The 20,138-nt window shown below is 61.2% G+C and carries 14 protein-coding genes, 1 tRNA gene and 1 other annotated feature; of the genes, 3 read left to right on the top strand and 12 right to left on the bottom strand.

All coding sequences use genetic code 11. The features are described from left to right. Positions 1-8: 8 nt before the first annotated feature. The 9 genes from T518_RS00360 to T518_RS00400 form a co-directional block, all read right to left on the bottom strand. Positions 9-812: a Cof-type HAD-IIB family hydrolase gene (locus T518_RS00360; RefSeq protein WP_036373543.1), complete on the bottom strand. Its 804-nt coding sequence runs from the start codon at positions 810-812 to the stop codon at positions 9-11. Positions 813-830: 18 nt separating this feature from the next. After that, positions 831-3,311 (bottom strand): leucine--tRNA ligase, encoded by a 2,481-nt coding sequence (gene leuS, locus T518_RS00365; protein WP_036373546.1) that lies wholly within the window; start codon positions 3,309-3,311, stop codon positions 831-833. Between the two features lie 46 nt (positions 3,312-3,357). Beyond that, positions 3,358-3,562, bottom strand: a binding site (T-box leader). 47 nt (positions 3,563-3,609) lie between these two features. Next, positions 3,610-4,551: a YitT family protein gene (locus T518_RS00370; RefSeq protein WP_036373548.1), complete on the bottom strand. Its 942-nt coding sequence runs from the start codon at positions 4,549-4,551 to the stop codon at positions 3,610-3,612. A 43-nt stretch (positions 4,552-4,594) separates the two neighbouring features. Continuing rightward, positions 4,595-5,401 carry a Nif3-like dinuclear metal center hexameric protein gene (locus tag T518_RS00375; protein WP_036373551.1) on the bottom strand — a complete coding sequence of 269 codons (807 nt, stop codon included), beginning with the start codon at positions 5,399-5,401 and terminating at the stop codon, positions 4,595-4,597. Next, a complete protein-coding gene (locus T518_RS00380) occupies positions 5,395-6,084 on the bottom strand; it encodes a tRNA (adenine(22)-N(1))-methyltransferase (RefSeq protein WP_036373554.1) in 690 nt (229 codons plus the stop codon). Before T518_RS00380 ends, T518_RS00375 begins: the two co-directional genes overlap by 7 nt. Positions 6,085-6,190: 106 nt before the next feature. Then, positions 6,191-6,266 (bottom strand) — tRNA-Asn (locus T518_RS00385). 131 nt (positions 6,267-6,397) lie between these two features. Further along, positions 6,398-7,519, bottom strand: a complete 1,122-nt coding sequence (gene rpoD, locus T518_RS00390) for an RNA polymerase sigma factor RpoD (protein WP_036373556.1) — start codon at positions 7,517-7,519, stop codon at positions 6,398-6,400. A gap of 47 nt (positions 7,520-7,566) precedes the next feature. Next, complete coding sequence (gene dnaG, locus T518_RS00395; protein WP_036373558.1) at positions 7,567-9,348, bottom strand: DNA primase; 1,782 nt, start codon at positions 9,346-9,348, stop codon at positions 7,567-7,569. Between the two features lie 235 nt (positions 9,349-9,583). After that, positions 9,584-10,591, bottom strand: a complete 1,008-nt coding sequence (locus tag T518_RS00400; protein ID WP_036374411.1) for a deoxyguanosinetriphosphate triphosphohydrolase — start codon at positions 10,589-10,591, stop codon at positions 9,584-9,586. Positions 10,592-10,790: 199 nt separating this feature from the next. Between T518_RS00400 and T518_RS00405 the strand changes: the two genes are divergently transcribed. Continuing rightward, positions 10,791-11,357: an LptA/OstA family protein gene (locus tag T518_RS00405; RefSeq protein WP_148485421.1), complete on the top strand. Its 567-nt coding sequence runs from the start codon at positions 10,791-10,793 to the stop codon at positions 11,355-11,357. A gap of 107 nt (positions 11,358-11,464) precedes the next feature. Here the strand turns inward: T518_RS00405 and glyS are convergent, their stop codons facing one another. From glyS to ppx, 3 genes are all read right to left on the bottom strand, one after another. Then, positions 11,465-13,519, bottom strand: a complete 2,055-nt coding sequence (gene glyS / locus T518_RS00410; protein ID WP_036373564.1) for a glycine--tRNA ligase subunit beta — start codon at positions 13,517-13,519, stop codon at positions 11,465-11,467. A 2-nt stretch (positions 13,520-13,521) separates the two neighbouring features. Then, positions 13,522-14,400: a glycine--tRNA ligase subunit alpha gene (gene glyQ, locus T518_RS00415; protein ID WP_005841847.1), complete on the bottom strand. Its 879-nt coding sequence runs from the start codon at positions 14,398-14,400 to the stop codon at positions 13,522-13,524. Positions 14,401-14,689: 289 nt separating this feature from the next. Next, on the bottom strand, positions 14,690-16,237 hold the full coding sequence (ppx, locus tag T518_RS00420) for an exopolyphosphatase (protein WP_036373572.1): 1,548 nt from the start codon (positions 16,235-16,237) through the stop codon (positions 14,690-14,692). A 246-nt stretch (positions 16,238-16,483) separates the two neighbouring features. Between ppx and T518_RS00425 the strand changes: the two genes are divergently transcribed. Together T518_RS00425 and ppk1 are read left to right on the top strand one after the other, a co-directional pair. Continuing rightward, the gene (locus T518_RS00425; protein WP_036373574.1) at positions 16,484-18,028 is read left to right on the top strand and encodes a Ppx/GppA phosphatase family protein; all 1,545 of its coding nucleotides are present in this window, start codon (positions 16,484-16,486) and stop codon (positions 18,026-18,028) included. 1 nt (position 18,029) lies between these two features. After that, positions 18,030-20,087: a polyphosphate kinase 1 gene (ppk1, locus tag T518_RS00430; protein ID WP_036373577.1), complete on the top strand. Its 2,058-nt coding sequence runs from the start codon at positions 18,030-18,032 to the stop codon at positions 20,085-20,087. Positions 20,088-20,138 lie beyond the last annotated feature (51 nt).

Genomic DNA, 20,138 nt, shown 5'->3' on the forward strand with positions numbered 1-20,138 from the left:
TTCGGCGCTCAGCCAATCAGATGGTGCTCGCTGAGGTACGCGTAGATGCCGTCCTCTTCGTTGGAGGTCGTGACAATGCCAGCGGCCTCCTTCACCGGCTGCGGCGCGTTGCCCATGGCGACGCTCGCGCCTGTATAGCGGAGCATCTCGAGGTCGTTGTAGTTGTCGCCGAACGAGAGCGCATCGCTCGCCTCGAGGCCGAAGTGCTTCAGCATGACCTCGATGCCGCTCGCCTTGTTGACGGAAGCATCCATGATCTCGAGCAGGTGCGGCGCAGAGCGCACGATATTGAGCGCCGGGAACAGCGCCTGGAGTTCCCGCTCAGCCCGCTCGCAGTCCGCAGGCTCCATCATGAGCAGGATCTTGTGCGGCAGGGTGCCCTCAGTCAGGCAGTCCGCGAAGGAGCGCCTCTCGGCCACGGCTCCCGTAATCTTCATCTCCAAGGCGACGCGCGGATTGCTCGTGTCCTTGACGTACCAGTGATGGCCGGCGTAGTAGTTGACGGTCGCCTGGGGGAAGTGCGCCTCGACTGCCTCGAGGAAGGCTGCCGCGTGCTCCGCCTTCATCGTCAGGCTGTAAAGCGTCTCTCCCTCTTCCGTCAGCACGAGCGCACCGCTGTAAGAGATCAGCGGGATCTTGACGCCCATCGCCTCAGTGATCGGGTAGATGGCCTCTGGCATGCGCGCCGAGACGAGTACAAAGGGAATCCCCTGCTGCACGAGGCCCTTGACGGCCTGCTCCGTCTTTTCGGTGACGCGCTTGTCATCCGTCAGCAGCGTGCCGTCGATGTCCGAGAATACAATCCTTGCCATGCGAACCCCTCCTGAATGTCAGCCCTTGACGACGATGTTGACGAGTTTCTTCGGCACACAGATGACCTTGACGATCGTCTTGCCGTCCGTGAGTTCCTGCGTGCGCGGCAGTTCCATGGCGATCTTCTTCATGCCCTCGCGATCCGTATCGGCAGGGATCATGAGCTTGTCGCGTACCTTGCCATTGATCTGCAGGACGATCTCGACCTCCGCGAGCTTCGTGGCCTCTTCGTCAAATGCCGGCCACTTCTGCTGATGGACGCTGCCCTGGCCCTCAAACAGGCGGCTCCAGAGCTCTTCCGTGATGTGCGGGGCAAACGGTGCCAGGAGCTTGATGAGATTCTCGGCGACTTCGCGCGCGAGGCCGGCGTTCATCTCCTTGTCCTGGAAGGCGTAAAAGGCATTGACGAGCTCCATGATGGAAGAGACGGCCGTGTTGAACATGAAGCGGTCGCGCACATCTTCCGTGACCTTGCGGATCGTCACGTGCAGGATGCGGCGCAGTTCCTTCTCGTCCTTCGTGAGCTTCGTGACATCGTAGTCCGGCTTGCCCGCCTTGATGGCATCCTCGAAGTGGCCGAGGATGCGCCAGACGCGGTTGAGGAAGCGGTACGAGCCCTCGACGCCCTTGTCGCTCCACTCGAGGTCGCGGTCGACCGGTGCGGCGAACAGGATGAAGAGGCGGGCCGTGTCGGCGCCGTACTTCGCGATGATCTCCTCCGGCGAGACGACGTTGCCCTTCGACTTCGACATCTTCGAACCGTCCTTGAGGACCATGCCCTGCGTCAGGAGGTTCGTGAACGGCTCATCGAAGTCGACGAGGCCGGCGTCGTGCAGGACCTTCGTGAAGAAGCGCGAGTACAGGAGGTGCAGGATGGCGTGCTCGATGCCGCCGATGTACTGGTCGACAGGCGCCCAATAATTGACCTTGTCCTTGGCGAACGGCTCCTTGTCGTTGTGCGGGTCCGTGTAGCGCAGGTAGTACCACGAAGAGCAGATGAAGGTGTCCATCGTGTCCGTCTCGCGCGTCGCATCGGCGCCGCACTTCGGGCACTTGCAGTGGACGAAGCTCTCGCTCGACGCCAGTGGCGACAGCGAGCCCTGGTCAAACGAGACATCCTCTGGCAGCATGACCGGCAGGTCTTTTTCCGGCACGAGGACTTCGCCGCAGTGCGGGCAGTTGATGACCGGGATCGGCGCACCCCAGTAGCGCTGGCGCGAGATGAGCCAGTCGCGCAGGCGGAAGTTGACGCGGCGCTTGCCGAAGCCTTCCTTCTCGGCCTTGTCCATGATGCCCTTCATGGCCTCTTTGATATCGAGGCCCGTGAATTCAGCCGAGTTGACGAGCACACCGTCCTTGTCCGTGTAGGCCTCTGTCATCTCCTCGAGCTTGAGCTCGTGGTCGCGCGGCTGCAGCGTGATGATCTTCGGGATGTCGTACTTCGTCGCGAACATCCAGTCACGCGAATCCTCCGACGGAACGCCGATGACGGCGCCCGTGCCGTAGTCAGCCAGGACGTAGTTCGTGACCCAGATCTGTACCTTGTTGCCGTTGAACGGGTTGATGCAGTAAGCGCCCGTGAAGATACCTTCCTTCTCGGACTCGCTCGACGTGCGCTCGATCTCGCTCTGGTTGCGCGTGCGCTTGACGAAGGCCTGGATCTCCTCGGCCTTCGGATTGTTCTCGCAGATCTTGTCGACGAGCGGATGCTCAGCTGCGAGCGCGAGGAAGGTGATGCCATAGACCGTGTCGGGGCGCGTCGTGTAGGCGGCGATCGACGTGCCGAGCTCCGGCGCCTCGAGATTGAACTCCAAGCCCTCGCTGCGGCCGATCCAGTTGTCCTGCATCGTCTTGACGCGCTCCGGCCAGCCCTTGAGCTTGTCGAGGTCCTTCAGCAGGACATCGGCGTAATCCGTGATCTTGAGGAACCACTGCGAGAGGTCCTTCTTGTGGACCTCGTGGTCGCAGCGCCAGCACTTGCCGTCGATGACCTGCTCGTTCGCGAGGACCGTGCCGCAGGTATCGCACCAGTTGACCGATGCCTTCTTCTTGTAGGCGAGACCGCGCTTGTAGAAGAGCTCGAAGAGCCACTGCGTCCACTTGTAGTACGAAGGATCGCACGTCTTGACCTCGCGGTCCCAGTCGTAGGAGAGGCCGAGCTTCTTCTGCTGCTTCTCCATGTTCTCGATATTGCTGTACGTCCAGTCGGCCGGCTTGACACCGTGCTTGATGGCCGCATTCTCGGCCGGCATGCCAAAGGAGTCGAAGCCCATCGGGTGCAGGACGTTGAAGCCTTCCATCGTCTTGTAGCGCGCCATGACGTCGCCGATGGCGTAGTTGCGCACGTGGCCCATGTGCAGGTTGCCCGACGGATACGGGAACATCTCGAGTGCGTAGTACTTCGGGCGACTAGCGTCGGCCTCCGTCTTGTAGACCTTGCCCTCTTCCCACTTCTTCTGCCATTTCGACTCGATGTCCTGCGGCGAATATCTTTCCATCTCAATTGCCTCCTAAAACTAAAAAATCCCTGACCGTCATGTGACGATCAGGGACGATGATTCGCGGTACCACCCTGCTTGATGCCAAAGCATCCTCTCGGTGCCGTAACGTGGCAGGCGTCGGCCGTTTCGCTCGAAGGCTCCCCGGCCGCTCCTCCGCAGTGAGTTCAGCGCTTCCCGTCACCGGCTCCCACCTGCCGCCGGCTCTCTTGAGACGTCCTGCACCTACTGCTCTGCATCCTCGGATTTACGTGTTTACATATGCTCCTATTATAGCGGGGATTGCGTGTATCGTCAACTACTTCTCGCGCCTGCCGTGCAGCTGCTCGAACTCGAGCTGCTTCTCGTGCGTCTGCTGCCACTTGCGCCGCGCGTCCTCGTAGCTCTCGCAGGCGAGCGTGAAGCCCTTGCCAGAGACCTCCGACGTATCGGAGACGATCATGAATGCCTGCGGGTCGTGATGGCTGACGATGGTCTTGACGCGGCTGACCTGCGTGAGGCTCACGACGACGAACAGGATGTTCTTCGGTTCCTCCGCAAGGCCGCCGCGGCCGTCGAGGAACGTCGCACCGCGGTGCACGTTCTCCATGATGTCGTTGCAGATGGCCTTGGCCTGCGGCGAGACGATGAGGATGGACTTCTCGCGGTTGAGGCCGGCGGCCACGCGGTTCGTCAGCTCCGCCGTCACGTAAATGGAGACGATACTGAACAGCGCGACCTCGACGCCGAAGAGCGCAACCGAACCCATGATGATCAGGAAGTTCAGCATAAAGACGACCGTGCCGACATCGAGGGAGTAGTACTTCTTGGCCACGGCCGCGATGACGTCGAGGCCGCCCGTGTTCGCGTTGGCGCGGAAGACCATGCCGAAGCCGACGCCAGCGAGCACGCCGCCGAAGATGGAGTTGAGCATCGGGTCGCTGCAGATGCTCCAGTCGACGAGGAAGTGCGTCGCATCGAGGAAGACCGACAGCGCCACCGTGCCGAAGATCGTGTCCGCGGCGTAGAGGCGGCCGAAGACACGGTAGGCGAGGTAGAGGATCGGCAGGTTGTAGACGAGGTTCTGCATGCCGACGGGCAAGCCAATCAGGTAGTAGATGATCAGGGCCACGCCGCTGATGCCGCCCGTCAAGAGATGTGCGGGGATCAGGAAGAGGTTGAAGCCCAGGCAGACGAGCAGGCAGCCGAGCGTGATCTGGAAGTAGCGCATGGCGTGCTTGCGCCAGAGATTCTGATTCATAGTGCAGCCTTTCGCGCAAAAGCGCAGATGTGAGAAACGTATATCAGGCCAGCGAGAAGAAGTCCTTCGACTCGCGGTCGGCGATGACTTCGACCTCGCCTTCGCCGCGCAGCTCTTCGCGCAACCGGCTCACGAGCGTGGCGACGACGGGGAACTCCGTGCCGAAGTGGCCAGCGTCGATGACGTGCATGCCGAGCTCGGCGGCGCGCTGCGCATCGTGGTAGCGCACATCGCCCGTGACGTAGGCATCCGCCCCCATCATCGCGGCCCTATCCACGAATTCCGCACCGGCACCGCTGCAGAGCGCGACCTTGCGCACCGGGCGGTCGCCGGCGTCGACGAAGCGCACATGCTCCGTCGGCAGGGCCTCGCGGACCTGCTTGGCGAAGTCGCGGATCGCCATCGGCTGCGGCAGCGAGCCGATGCGGCCAAGACTCTCGGTCTCTCCGCCCTCGCCCTGCTGCGTGATGACGAAGCTCGAGAGCTTCGAGAGGCCGATGGCCTCCGCGAGCACATCGTTGACGCCGCCGCGGGCGATGTCGAGATTCGTGTGCGCGGCGGCCACGGCGATGTCGTGCTGCAGGAGGACCTGCAGGCGGTGGCCGAGCGGCTCGTCCGTGCGGATCTTCTTGATCGGCTTGAAGAGCAGCGGATGGTGTGCGACGATCATCTCTGCCCCTTCGTGCACGGCCTGGCGCACGACAATGTCGCTGACGTCGAGCGCGACGAGGATGCGGCTGACCTGCCGCTCCGGGCTGCCGACAAGCAGGCCCGGGTTATCCCAATCCTCTGCGAGATGATGCGGCGCGATGCGCTCCAGCGCATCCATGACAACTTGACATTTTACCATGACAGATGCTCCCCCAGTTCCTTGATGTGACGGATGACGGCCTGATACTTCTTCGACTTCTTCGCGGCATCGCTCTTCTCCATGCCCGCTGCGACGCGGCGCTCCTGGAAGAGCAGGGCCTCGATGTGATGGCGCAAGAGAGGCGGCTTCTTCTGCCAGAGGACGGGACCGATCTCGAGCATCAGCTGCTCCGGCATCTTGCGGCGGCCGCGCTTGGCCATGATGATCTCGTAGATGCGCCCATCGTCGAGCGCGAGCGATTCATCCTCGATGTGCCAGTGCTTGCGGTAGATCCAGCGGCGCAACTCCGGCGCCGCGCTCTGCGGCTGCAGGATGAGTGTGTCAAGCGTCTCGACGACATCAGGCGAGCCTTCGAGGATCTCGACCATCAGCGCACCGCCCATGCCGGCGATGCAGACTGTGTCAACCTCGCCGGGCTTGAGTCTCTTGAGGCCGTCCCCGAGGCGCACCGAGATGACGTTGTCCGCCAGTCCATTCTCGCGGACGGTACGCACGGCAGCCTCGTAGGGACCTGTGTTCTTGTCGCTCGCCACGACGAACTTCGCCTTGCCCGACTTCACGAGCTCTACCGCAAGGTAGCCATGGTCCGTGCCGATGTCAGCCACGCGGCTGCCCTGCGGCACGAAGTCGGCCACGGCCTGCAAGCGATCTCCCAGATTCATGAAAATCCCTCCTCATAGACGTCTATACTTCCAGTTTTCCTCTATCTTAGCACAAGCTTAGCACAAGAAAAAGGGTGTAACAAGCGTTACACCCTGGATGTTCAATTGGCTCCTCGAGCAGGATTCGAACCTGCGACAGCCTGATTAACAGTCAGGTGCTCTACCGGCTGAGCTATCGAGGAATATCAACAACAGGTATTATTATAGAGGGTCCCGGCGCCTTTGTCAACACCTTTTTTCATTTTTCCCCTGCGAGCACAAATCTTTTTCCGCAAAAGAAAGACCAGAGCATCATCACTCTGGTCTTCAGCAATCAGTCTAAGAAATCCTTGAGCTTGCGGCTGCGGCTCGGGTGACGCAGCTTGCGCAGGGCCTTGGCTTCGATCTGGCGGATGCGCTCGCGCGTGACGCCGAAGTTCTGGCCGACTTCCTCGAGCGTGCGCGCACGGCCGTCATCGAGGCCAAAGCGCAGGCGCAGGACTTTCTCCTCACGCGGCGTCAATGTGTCGAGGACATCCTCGAGCTGTTCCTTGAGCAGCATGAACGAGGCAGCATCGGCAGGAGCGGGCGCATCCTGGTCCTCGATAAAGTCGCCGAGATGCGAGTCTTCCTCTTCGCCGATAGGCGTTTCGAGGGAGACTGGCTCCTGCGCGATCTTCATGATCTCGCGCACGCGGTCGACGCCGATCTCCATCTCCTTCGCGATCTCCTCCGGGGTCGGTTCGCGGCCGAGCTGCTGCAGCAGCTGGCGCGAGACGCGGATGAGCTTGTTGATCGTCTCTACCATGTGCACCGGGATGCGGATGGTGCGGGCCTGGTCAGCGATCGCGCGCGTGATGGCCTGGCGGATCCACCAGGTCGCGTACGTACTGAACTTGTACCCCTTGTTGTAGTCAAACTTCTCGACCGCCTTGATGAGGCCGAGATTGCCCTCCTGGATGAGGTCGAGGAAGAGCATGCCGCGGCCGACATAGCGCTTCGCGATGCTGACGACGAGGCGCAGGTTTGCCTCAGCCAGGCGCTTCTGTGCCTCTTCATCGCCGGCCTCCATGCGCTTGGCTAGCGCGACCTCTTCTTCTGCCGTCAGCAGGGGCACGCGGCCGATCTCCTTGAGGTACATGCGCACCGGATCATCGATGCTGACACCCTCTGGCACAGAGAGGTCGATCTCGACGTCCTCGTCGGACTTGTCGAGGTCCACATCATCGTCATTCGAATTGTCCTGCGAGTCATCGACGATCTCGATGCCACGCTTGCTGAAGGTATCATACATGGTGTCGATTTCATCGGGAGTGAGGTCCTGCTTCTGCAGCGCATCGATGAGCTCCCCGTATGTCAGAGTACCTCCGTTCTTCTTGCCCTTGGCCAGGAGATTCTCCACTATCTCAGAACTGCGGCTCTTGCCGGCAGCACTTGCTGTCTTTGATTCAGCCATTCGACTGCCTCCTTTCCACACGTTCCATCCATCTTTTACCAAGTGATTCACCATTCATCCATTTCATGTTTGATCTTATTAACCTCATTCAATTCCTGCAGGCAGGCCTCATGCTGGCCGTTCTGCGCATATTCATTCGCCTTGCGGCTGTGCTCCGTGTAGAGGGCATTGAGATATGCCTTGCGGAGCACCCGCAGAGAATCATCGTAAGCTCCTGTCTCATCGCGCCCGCCGAGGTCTTCGACGAGCGAGCGCGAGAGCTCAGCCGCCGCCTCGTCGCTCAGCGACGCGGCACTCATATCATCCACCGGACGTCCCTCCTCGGCAGACTCCTTGAGAAAGGTCAGGATCTCGCGCTGGACCGGGTCGCGTATGCCCGCAAGCGGCACGATCGTCTCGAGATGCGCGATGATGGCGGCATCCTGCCAGGCCATGCGGATGACGAGGCGCCCCGCTTTCCTGAGTGCCGTGTCGGGCTTCGCGATGGCCTGACGGATGGGCTGGCGCGCAGGCGCCTCCTCCGCCTCGGGGCGGTAGTGCCGGAGCTCCTCGCGCACGATGCCCTCATCGAGCATGAGCGCCTGCGCGAGCTTCCGCTCGTACTCGCTGCGCACGGCCGACTCGTGGATGCCCGCGAGCACGGGCATCATCTCATGGAGTGCCTTGACCTTGCCGTCGAGCGTGTCGTAGTTCGTGTGCGAGAGAACGTAGCGCAGCCGGTACTCCACAAGCGGCAGCGCCTGCCGCACGAGCTCCCGGAATGCATCGGCTCCGTGCTTGCGGATGAATTCATCCGGGTCCTTGCCGTCCGGCACGACGATGACGCGGACGCGGGCCCCTGTGTCGCGCACGATGGTGAGCGCGCGTATCGTTGCCTTTTGGCCCGCCTCGTCACTGTCGTAACAGAAGCAGATTTCCGGCGCATAGTGCAGGAGCTTCTTCGCGTGCTCCGGTGTGAACGATGTGCCGAGTGATGCGACGACATTGTGCACACCGGCATCGAACACGGATATCGCATCCATGTAGCCCTCAACGACGATGGCACGGCCCTCCTGCTGGATGGCGCGGTGCGAGCGGTCGAGGCCGAAGAGCAATTTCCTCTTGTTGAAGAGGACCGTCTCCGGCGTGTTGAGGTACTTCGGCGTCGAATCGTCGAGGACGCGGCCGCCGAAGCCGACGACACGGCCGCGCTCATCCGCTATGGGGATGATCACGCGCCCGCGGAAGCGGTCGTAGAGGCCGCTGCCCTGCTTGCGCTCGGCAGACAGGCCGCTTGCCAGCAAAAACTCCTGCTTGATTCCACGTTTGAGAAAAGCCGTGGACAACTTATCCCAGGCAGGCGGTGCATAGCCGAGCTGGAACTCTTCGATCGTCTCCTGACGGATGCCGCGCCCGGCGAAGTAGGCCTTGCCCCGCTCCCCCATGCGCGTCATCGTCAGGCAGTTGTGGAAGAAGTCGCGCGCGAGCTCATTGACCTTGCGCAAGTCCTGTATCTCGCGTTCTCGCGCGATCTCCTGCGGACTCCTCTTCCGCTCCGGCAAGGGGATGCCCAGCTTCTCTGCCTGCAGCTTGATCGCGTCAAAATACGAGATGTTTTCGATAAGCGAAATGAACTTGAACGCATTGCCGCCGGCATGGCAGCCGAAGCAGTAGAAGAAGCCCTTATCGGGTACGACAGAGAAGGATGCCGTCTTCTCGTGATGGAACGGGCAGCACCCCCAGTAGCGATTGCCCCGGCGCTTAAGCGGGACGTAGCTCTGCACGATGCGCACGATGTCTGTGTTCTCGCTCACGCGCTCGACGAAGGCGTCCATCGCCTCATTCCGCATTCGTTCCAATTGATTCCATCCTCCCGTCCTCCGCTGGAGCCTGACGGCACACACCGGAGTGACACTCTAGTATATTCGCTGTCATCTGGAAAAAACCTTCTTCGCGCGGATAAAAAACTCGTCCAGCCCCTTGACAAAGTGACGGGCATGCACTCCACGCAGGTTTTTCAGATATATATTCCGCAAAAACTCCCAATATCCTTTTTCATCCCGAAAATTTCCTGGCACACAGCTGTCATCGGCTGTAGCGGATGACGCGCCCGACGGGCGGGATGAAGATCTCCGAGAAGAGCTGCACGGCGTAGCTGTCCGTGAGCCCCGCGACGTAATCCGTCACGATCTGCTGGCGGCCCCAGCGCGCCTCGCGCTCGCAGAACTCCTGCGGGAGCTCCTCTGGATGCGCGAGGAAGTGCGCGTAGAGCTGGCGCAGCATGAAGCCCGCCTGGCGGCGCTCATGCGCGAGCGCGTCGGACAGATAGATGTGCTCGAACATGAAACTCCTGAAGAGGTCCATCGTCTCGCGCACCTCATCCGACTGGCGGATGTCCGTGAGGTCTGCCGAGCTCTCGATCATGTCTGAAACCATGCTCGTAATCATCGAAGAGGTGTCCCGGCCAAAGCGCTCGTAGACGGCTGCGGGCAGGTCTCCTTCCCTCAGCAGGCCCGCGCGCAGGCTGTCATCGTAGTCGTGCGTCAGGTAGGCGATGCGGTCGGCCGTGCGCACGATGCGCCCCTCCAAGGTCTTCGGCAGGTGAGGCCCCGTGTGATTGACGATGCCATCCTTGACCTCGTAGGTCAGGTTCAGCCCCTTGCCGCCCTTCTCGAGGAACTCGACGACGCGCAGGCTCTGCTCGTTGTGGGCGAAGTGGCCCGCGAGCTCCGCCATCACCGACTCGCCCGCATGTCCAAAAGGCGTGTGGCCGACATCGTGGCCGATGGCGATGGCCTCGACGAGGTCCTCGTTGAGGCGCAGTCCGCGCGCAATAGTCCGCGAGATCTGCGCGACTTCCAGGCTGTGCGTCATGCGCGTGCGGTAGTGGTCGCCCGCCACGATGTAGACCTGTGTCTTGTGCTTGAGCCGCCGGAAGGATTTGGAGTGCAGGATGCGGTCGCGGTCGCGCTGGAAGCTCGTGCGCAGCGCGCACTCCTCGCCTTTCTCCTTGCGCCTGGCAGCGCGGCTCTTGGCCGCCTGCGGCGCCAGGTACGCGTACTCAAGTTCTTCTGTCCGTTCCCGGATATTCAAGGCCATTCCCCTCTCCTTCCCCTTCCATGAAGAGAATCGATTGACAAGTGGTGACAAATCCACGCTTTTGTCATATAATTATATATTACGCGCACAGCGCGGAATTTCCTGCTTCCTGCCTCGCTTTTCTTGTGATTTTGCAAAATGTGAATGGCAGGAGTAGAATAGAATCATCGAAATCTTCTACGAGGTGATCCTCTTGCTCAAATCATGCGATATACTCGCCACAGCACTCGGCCTGCTCATCGGCCTGACCGCGCCCGCTGCCGCCGAGGGCACACAGCCTGTCACGAAAGATATGGAAGTTGCTGATGTCACAGAAGTCCATCCCGTCAGTTCCTTCATGCAGGGCGAGCAGCCCGCCATCTCCGCCCGCTCCGTGCAGTACGACGAGAAGACGGGCCGCTACATCTGCCACGGCAGTGTGCAGATCCATCTCGGCGACCGCCTGATCACAGCGGACGAGGCGCAGATCACCAGCGACCTCAGCGCCATCTGGACGCAGGGCACAGCGCGCCTCATCGACGGCGAGAACATCTTCTGCAGCGAGGCGATCTACGCGCGCCCCTTCGAGGGGCAGGCCTACTTCTTCGGCACGCGCTGCAAGCTCAAGCGCCCCGGTCTCGCCATCGACAGCGACTCAATCGAGTACCGCTGGCAGGACAAGATTGGCGTCTTCGACGGCCACGTGCTCTACATCGACAGCGACGGCGAGAAGGCCTTCGTCCACCTCGAGTACGACTTCAACAAGAACAAGATCGCCTGAGCACCGCAGAAAATGCTATCCAGAGAACAAAAAGAAGGGCCTGGCAGCCAGCACCGACTGGCTGTCAGGTCCTTCTTCATTTTTTTACCAGTGTCCCGTTCTGCTCGTTACGCGAGGACGATCTTCGTGAAATCGGCGACGCGGCCTACGATTGCATCGATGCTCTTGAGCAGGCCGAGGCGGTTGTTCTTGATGGCCTCGTCCTTGTCCATGACCATGACGTCTGCAAAGAACGCGTCGATCGGAGCGGCGAGTGCCGCGAGGGCACGGATAGCCTCCGCATATGCCTCAGAAGCGATATCTGCCTCGACAGCTGCAGCTGCCTTCTCGTAGGCGGCGAAGAGCGTGCGCTCTGCATCCGTCTGGAAGAGCTCTGCCGAGACTTCGGCGGACTCCGCCTTCTTGGCGAGGTTGGCCACGCGGACAAATGCCTGGATGCCTGCTGCAGCATCGGCAGATGCCACATAGTCTGCCACGGCCTTTGCGCGCAGCGAGACGGCGTAGATGTCGTCGACATCTGCGAGCACGGCGTCGACGACGTCGTAGCGGATGGACTCGAGGACATTCTTGAGGCGCAGGCGGATGAAGTCTGCCACATCCTGCTGCATCTTCGCGCGTGCCTTCTCATCCTCGATGGCGTAGAGGTCCATGGCCTTCGCGACGATGGATGCGAGGCTCAGGTGATACTTGGCCTCGATGATCATGTTGACGAGGCCGAGTGCCTGGCGGCGCAGTGCAAAAGGATCCTGCGAGCCCGTCGGGATCTTGCCGAGGCTGAACGTGCCGACGATCGTGTCGATCTTGTCGGCCAGGCTCACGATGCGGCCGGCCGTCGTCTGCGGCTGGCTGTCACCGGCAAAGCGCGGCTTGTAGTGCTCGTCGATGGCAATGGCGACCTTCTCGCACTCGCCGTCGAGCTTCGCGTACTCGCGGCCCATGATCCCCTGCAGTTCCGTGAACTCCGTGACCATGCCCGTGACGAGGTCGGCCTTCGAGAGGATGGCGGCGCGCTTGGCGTGCTTGTGGTCCTTCTCGTCGGCGCCGATGGCATCAGCGATGAAAGAAGCGAGCTTCTCGAGGCGCTCCGTCTTCTCGTACATCGTGCCGAGGCCCTGCTGGAAGACGACCGTCTTGAGCTTCTCGCGATGCTCTTCAAGGCTCTTCTTGCGGTCTTCGTCGAAGAAGAACTGCGCATCGGCGAGGCGGGCGCGCAGGACGCGCTCATTGCCGTGCTGGACCGTCTCGAGGTATTCCTTGCCACCGTTGCGGACCGTGATGAAGAGCGGCAGCAGCTTGCCGTCAGCCGTCTTTACCGGGAAGTAGCGCTGATGGTCGCGCATCGGCGTGATGACGGCCTCCGGCGGCAGCTGCAGGTACTTCTCCTCGAAGTTGCCGCAAAGCGCCGTCGGATACTCGACGAGGTAGAGGACCTCTTCTAAGAGGTCTTCCGTGATCTCGGCCTGGCCGCCATTCGCCTTGGCGACGGCCTCGATCTGCTCGCGGATCATCTGCTTGCGCTTGTCCTGGTCGACGATGATGAAGTTCTCCTCGCAGGCCTTCTCGTAGCTCTTCGCATCGGCAATCTCGAAGTCGCCCTGCGAGAGGAAACGGTGGCCGCGCGACGTGCGGCCCGACTTGACGTTTGCGAGCTCGAACGGGATGACATCGGAGCCGTAGAGCGCGACGAACCAGCGGATCGGGCGGATGAACTTGAAGTCGAGGTCGCCCCAGCGCATGTTGTTGGGGAACGAGAGGCCGCAGACGAGCTCTGGCAGCAGCGTTTCGAGGATCTTTGCCGTCGGCTGGCCCTCCTCGTGGACTTCCGCGTAGACATAGCCGTCCTTGACGACGAGGTCTTTCGGGTCAACGTGCTGGCCACGCGCAAAGCCCTGCGCAGCCTTCGTCGGATTGCCGTCCGCATCGAAGGCGATCTTGACGGACGGGCCGCGATTCTCGCTCGCGACATCTTCCTGCTTCTCCGCGACTCCCTCGACAATGAGTGCCGTGCGGTGCGGCGTGCCGAGCGTGCGGATGGCCGTGAAGGCGATGCGGTTCTCGTTCAGTGCCTTCTCGGCGTTCTCCTTGAGCTGGGCGAGTGTGCCCGGCATTACGTGGGCCGGAACTTCTTCCGTGCCGATTTCAAATAACAGATCTTTAGCCATGCTCACTTCTCCCCTCTGTGGAGCATCGGATAGCCGAGCTCCTCACGCTGTTTCAGATAGCACTCTGCGCAGAGACGCGCGAGCTTTCTCACGCGGCCGATGAAAGCGGCACGCTGCGAGACGGAGATGGCACCGCGCGCATCGAGCAGGTTGAACGTATGCGAGCACTTGAGCACGTAGTCGTAGGCCGGATGGACATAGCCCTTGTCGATGACGCGCACAGCCTCTTTCTCGTACTTGTCGAACAGGTCGAAGAGCAGCGCCTCATCCGAGAGGTCGAAGGCGTAGACCGACTGCTCGTACTCGTTCTGGTGGAAGACATCGCCGTACGTGTAGTCATCCGTCCACTGGATGTCGTAGACGTTCTCGACACCCTGGATGTACATCGCGAGGCGCTCGAGGCCGTACGTGATCTCCGAGGCGACCGGCTTGATGTCCTGACTGCCGACCTGCTGGAAGTACGTGAACTGCGTGATCTCCATGCCGTCGAGCCAGACTTCCCAGCCGAGGCCCCAGGCGCCGAGCGTCGGCGACTCCCAGTTGTCCTCGACGAAGCGGATGTCGTGCTGCTTCGGGTCGATGCCGAGGCGCTCGAGGCTCTCGAGGTAGAGCTCCTGGATGTTGTCCGGCGACGGCTTCATGATGACCTGGAACTGGTGGTGCTGATAGAGGCGGTTCGGGTTATCGCCGTAGCGGCCATCGGCCGGGCGGCGCGACGGCTCGACGTAGGCGACGTGCCACGGCTCGGGGCCGAGCACGCGCAGGAACGTCGACGGGTTCATCGTGCCGGCGCCCTTCTCGACATCATACGGTTCTGCCAGGATGCAGCCCTGCTCCGACCAGAATTTCTGCAGGGCCAGGATGATTTCCTGAAATTTCATGGGAACAACTCCTTTTCACCATTTCGAATGTCACAGAAACAAATAAAAATCTCGTTCCTGCAACGTAACGTTACAGGGACGAGACTTGTCTTTCAAGTACCGCGGTTCCACCCTGATTGGCTTCCAGAAGGAAAGCCCGCTCAAATTATGGGATTGCGCTCCGAAGTGCCGTTCATCTCATTGACTGCCTCACACCATCGCCGTCTCGCTGACTGCTGAGATTACTCTTCTTCCTCATTGCTATCTACGAGTCTAGCAAAAGTCACGTGACTTGTCAACTGGTCACTGATCAGCCCTTCTGCCACATGATGATCAGCGGCTTGCCGTACTCCTTCTTGAACTGCTTGCAGTACGACTTCATCTCGAACTCTGCCGCGCTGTGATCTTCGCCCTTCTTGCCGCGCAGCGAGAGCACGACGGCCTCTTCGTCGTCGGCGACGTCGATTCTGCGCACGACGCCCTCGTACGTCACATCGGACGCTTCGGCGAGTGCCAGGAGAAGCGAGAGCCGGCGCACCTTCTTCCAATCCTCCGGCGTCAGCATCATGCCGTATCGGTAAGCCCGCATGATCTTGTTGCTGATGCCGTGGTGGAAGCCCGCGATGAATGCAGCCCGGAGCTGCTCGAGCTGGCGCATGCCGTAGAGTGGCGCATGTGCGATGATGAAGGCCGAGTGGCGCGCGTGGTCGTAGTAGTTGACGACCTTGCCCGAGTCATGCAGCCAGGCTGCGACCTCCAGCAGGCTGCGGTCGCGCCGCGTCCCGCCGTGCGAGCGCTTGAGCTGGTCAAAGAGGCTCAGCGCAAGCGTGCGCACGCGCTCGAGGTGCTCCATGCGGCGGTCGGCGCTCAAGAGGTAATTGTGCACACTCTCCTGCAGCACATCCGGGATGATCGGGCCCTTATAGCCATCGCCGTAGCCATACGTCTCGCCGTAGTACTCGAAAAAGACGCCGTCGCGCAGGCCGCAGCCCGAGACGATGATGTTCTGACCGCCCGTGAACTCCATGAGCGTGTTGATGATGATGGCACCGGCGACAATGAGGTCGGCACGCTCTGACGAGAGTCCCTTCATGCGCTTGCGGCTCGAGAGGTTCGACTTGATGATACTCGTGTACGTCTCCTCGAAGCGGCGGCGCGGGATGATGTAGTTGTGGATGCGCGAGAGCTGGTAGTTCGTCTGCGCCTGGTCCATCTTCGCGAGGTTTCGGACGGTGCCGCCGACGCCGATGACGGGCAGGTTGAGTCCCTCGGCCCACGGGATCATCTCCTCGTATTTTCTCCGCACGAATGCGCAGCAGCGCTCGATGGCCGCAGGCGTCACCTTGTCACCGAGGTTGAAGGCATCCGTGACCGTCACGGCGCCGATTGGCACGGAGACGGACTCGACGATCTTGCGGTCGCGCACGAGCGAGACTTCGATGGAAGCGCCGCCGAGGTCGAACTGCACGTAGTTGCGCTCGTCGATTGTGTTGACGACGCCGAGGTAGCCGAGGTACGCCTCGCGCTCACCCGAGATGACCTCGATCTCGATGCCCGTTTCCTGCTTGATGCGCTCGATGAACGCCTCGCCATCTGAGGCATTGCGCGCGGCCGCCGTCGCGACGGCGATGCACTTCGTGACCTGCATGACTTCCATCATGTGCTTGTAGACGTGCAGGCATGCAAGGGCGCGCTCCACGCCCTCCGGATTGAGCTTGCCCGTCTCCGACATGCCGCGGCCGAGACGGATAGCCTCTTTCTGCTGATATTCGAGGTGATACGACTTGTTGTCCGCCACCTGCATGACGATGAAGCGGATCGAATTCGAGCCCATATCGATGATTGCCACTCTCTCCATAGAAGAACTCCCCTTTTTGATTGCCGTCCGCATTTGCGCGCAATTCCACAGATTCTTACAGTTTCTTCCAGTATAGCAATTCGCGCGCGATGCTTCAAGACGATTCGAAATTTCCCTTCGCATTGCGCCACATAAAAAAAGGAATTAACAAGAATTTCACGAAAAAGTAACGCAGAGCCCTCTCCTGTTTCCTATAATGAATCCAGGCCCCTCTCCAGAGCCGCCCTTCCAGAAAGGATGTTATCTATGAAGAAAACAGCCACATTCGGCATCATTCACATCGGCTCCATCCACACGAGTATGGCCATCGTGAATTATCACTCTCCGACCAACATCGAGATCATCGAATCGGCAAACAAAGAGATCCCTCTCGGTGAGGAAGTCTTCCGCACGCACCACCTCTCCTTTGCCTCCATCCATGAACTCTGCCACATCCTGCAGGGATTCCGTCAACTCCTGCTCGACTACCGCGTCGATGAGGTCTACCCGATCGCCACGACAGTCATCCGCGAGGCCGAGAACCGCCTGGGCATCCTCGACCTCTTATACATGCGCACGGGCTTCCGCTTCCACGTCGCCGACATGACGGAGGAAGTCTACTACAAGTTCTTCGCGCTGCACCACTTCCTGAAAGAGGACGAGCATGTCGGCACGAAGCCGACGCTGCTGCTCGACGTCACCTCGGGCGGCCTCGGCTTCACGGGCTGGCAGGACAGCACGCTGCTCTTCCAGACAAATGTCACGGGCGGGCGCCTCAGCGTCCTCGAGCACTTTACCGAGGAAGAGCGCGTCAGCGTCATGTTCCCCGCGGCCGTGCGCGACTATCTGCACGCCTCGCTGTCCTCGCTCTGGCCCCGCATCGAGCACGCGGACATCCACACACTCGTGCTCACGGGCTTCGAGGCGCGCATCCTCGTCTCGCAGCTCTCCGGAGGTGCACCGGGCACGACGCAGTATCCCGCCGTCATCGATCCCGAGAAATTCCTGGAGATCACGGAGTCGCTGATGCCGCTGACGACCCACAAGCTCATGCAGGCCTTCGAGATCAGCGAGCGGCGCGCCCAGCTGTTGCTGCCTACGCTGCTGCTCTACGAGGAAGTCGTGCGCACGCTCCACATCGACACGATCCTCGTCATGAACACGACCTTCCTCTACGGCTATGCAGCCTGGTGCGGCGCGCAACGCATCAGCCCGAAGGCGATCTCAGAGCAGGCCGACCTGCTCCTGGACCTCGCGCGCAGCACGGCCATGCGCTACAACTGCAACCTGCCGCACATCAGCCGCATCGACGAGTACGCGACGAAGCTCTTCGACGGCCTGCGCCGCGTGCACGGACTCTCGACGCGCCATCGCCTGCTGCTGCGCATGAGCGCGCTCCTGCACGAGACGGGCAAGTTCGTCAACCTGCGCAATTATCCACTGCACTCGTGGCAGATCATCATGGGCACCGACATCTTCGGCATCACCGATGCCGAGAAGGAAGTCATCGCCTGCATCAGCTATTACTACCACCGCGACAATCCCGGCAAGAAGGACATGCACTATCAGCGCCTGACGCAGGAGCAGAAGATTGTCGCCGACAAGTGCTGCGCGATCCTGCGCCTCGCCGATGCCCTCGACCAGGGCCATAGTGGGCGCATCCAGAGCCTCGCCGTGCGCCTCGTCAAGGAAAAATTATACGTCAATTACACCTCAGAGTACGACATCTCTCTGATTCGCTGGAGCTTCGCACAGGCCTCGACGCTCTTCCGCGAAATCTTCGGCATCGAGCCTGTCTTAAGGAGGAAATGATATGGACTTCAATGACCGTCAATACTACCTGAACCGCGAGTGCACCTGGCTGAGCTTCAACCAGCGCGTGCTGCGCGAATCGACGAGCAAGGACAACCCCCTGCTCGAGCGCCTACGCTTCATCGCCATCAGCTGCTCCAACCTCGATGAGTTCTTCATGATCCGCGTCGCCGGACTCAAGCACCTCATCGAGAGCGGCGTCAAGCACCACGACATCAGCGGCCTGACGCCGCAGGGCCAGATGGACGCCGTCAGCCGCATCGCCCACGAGCAGATGCACGACATCGACCGCTGCCTCAAGGCGACGCTCGCCGAGCTCAAAGAGCACGGCATCCGCTTCGTCCGCCCGGAAGATCTCGATGCACAGCAGGACCGCTGGCTGACGGAATTCTTTGAGCGCGAGATCTTCCCGGTCGTCACGCCGATGGGCATCGACCCGTCGCACCCCTTCCCCTTCCTGACGAGCAAGAGCCTCAACCTCGCCGTCCACCTCAAGCGCCCCGAGGACAAGGAAATCCGCCTCGCCATCCTGCCCGTGCCGGTATCCGTCCTCGGCCGCCTCATCAAGGTACCGGAGCTCCAGCACTACCTCTACCTTGAGGACATCCTGAGCTACTTCGCCGAGCGCTTCTTCACCGGCTACGAGATCCTCGAGACGACGCCGTTCCGCATCACGCGCGACGCCGACCTCGACATCCGCGAGGACGTCGACGACCTGCTGCTCGAAGTCGAGAAATCCCTCGAGAAGCGGCGCAAGGGCGCGGCCGTGCGCCTCGAGATCGCCAAATCGTGCTCGAAGGAGACGCGCAAGACGCTCCAGAAGGAGCTCGAGCTCGACGAGCTCGACATCTACACGATTGACGGGCCGCTCGGCGGCGCCTTCTTCTCGTCGTTCGCCAACCTCAGCGGCTACGATGCGCTGCGCTACGAGCCCTTCGTGCCGCAGCCGTCGGTCGAGCTTGCCGCGCGCAAGACGAAGGACATCTGGAAGGCCATCCGCGAGAAGGACGTGCTCGTCCACCATCCGTACGAGACGTTCGCGACGGTCGAGAACTTCATCCGCACGGCCGCCGATGACGATGCCGTACTCGCCATCAAGCAGACGCTCTACCGCGTCTCGAGCAAGTCGCCAATCATCTCGGCGCTCGCCGACGCTGCCCGCAACGGCAAGCAGGTCACGGTGCTCATGGAGGTCAAGGCGCGCTTCGACGAGGAGAACAACATCATCATGGCGCGCCGCCTCGAGGAAGCCGGCTGCCACGTCATCTACGGCATCCTCGGCCTCAAGACGCACTCCAAGATCACGATGGTCGTGCGCCGCGAGGAAGACGGCATCCGCCGCTACTGCCATCTCGCGACGGGCAACTACAACGGTTCGACAGCCAAGATCTACACGGATATCGGCCTGATGACGGCCGACAACGAGATCGGTGCCGACGGTTCCCGCTTCTTCAACTTCCTCTCCGGCTTCTCTGACCCGCCGGCCTGGAACAAGCTCATCGTCGCACCGCTCAACCTGCGCGAGACGATCATGGCAGAGATCGACCAGGAGATCGAGCACGCCAAGCGCGGCGAGCGCGCCTACATCGCCGCCAAGATGAACTCTCTCCTAGACCGCCTGATCATCGCCAAGCTCTACGAGGCATCGGCCGCCGGCGTCAAGATCGACCTCATCGTCCGCGGCATCTGTGTCCTGCGCCCGGGCCTGCCGGAGGTCAGCGAGAACATCCACGTGCGCAGCATCGTCGGCCGCTTCCTCGAGCACAGCCGCATCCTCTACTGCTACAACGGCGGACGCGAAGATGTCTTCATCTCGTCAGCCGACTGGATGCCGCGCAACCTCAACAACCGCGTCGAGCTCATGATCCCGATCCGCGAGCAGGACCACAAGAACCGCCTGCACGCCATCCTGCAGACATACCTTAAGGACAACACGAAGGCTTACCTCATGCGCTCCGACGGCTCGTACGTCCGCGCCTCGTGCCGCCAGGGCATGACGCCGATCGGCGCCCAGCAGACCTTCATGGAGACAGCGCTTTCCGGCAAGACGCTCGGCTGAGCGGCCATCATACGGCATAAAAAAACGCTCACATCCAAGAGATGTGAGCGT

Origin of the sequence: Mitsuokella jalaludinii DSM 13811 (assembly GCF_000702905.1) — a bacterium.
GTDB lineage: Bacteria > Bacillota > Negativicutes > Selenomonadales > Selenomonadaceae > Mitsuokella > Mitsuokella jalaludinii.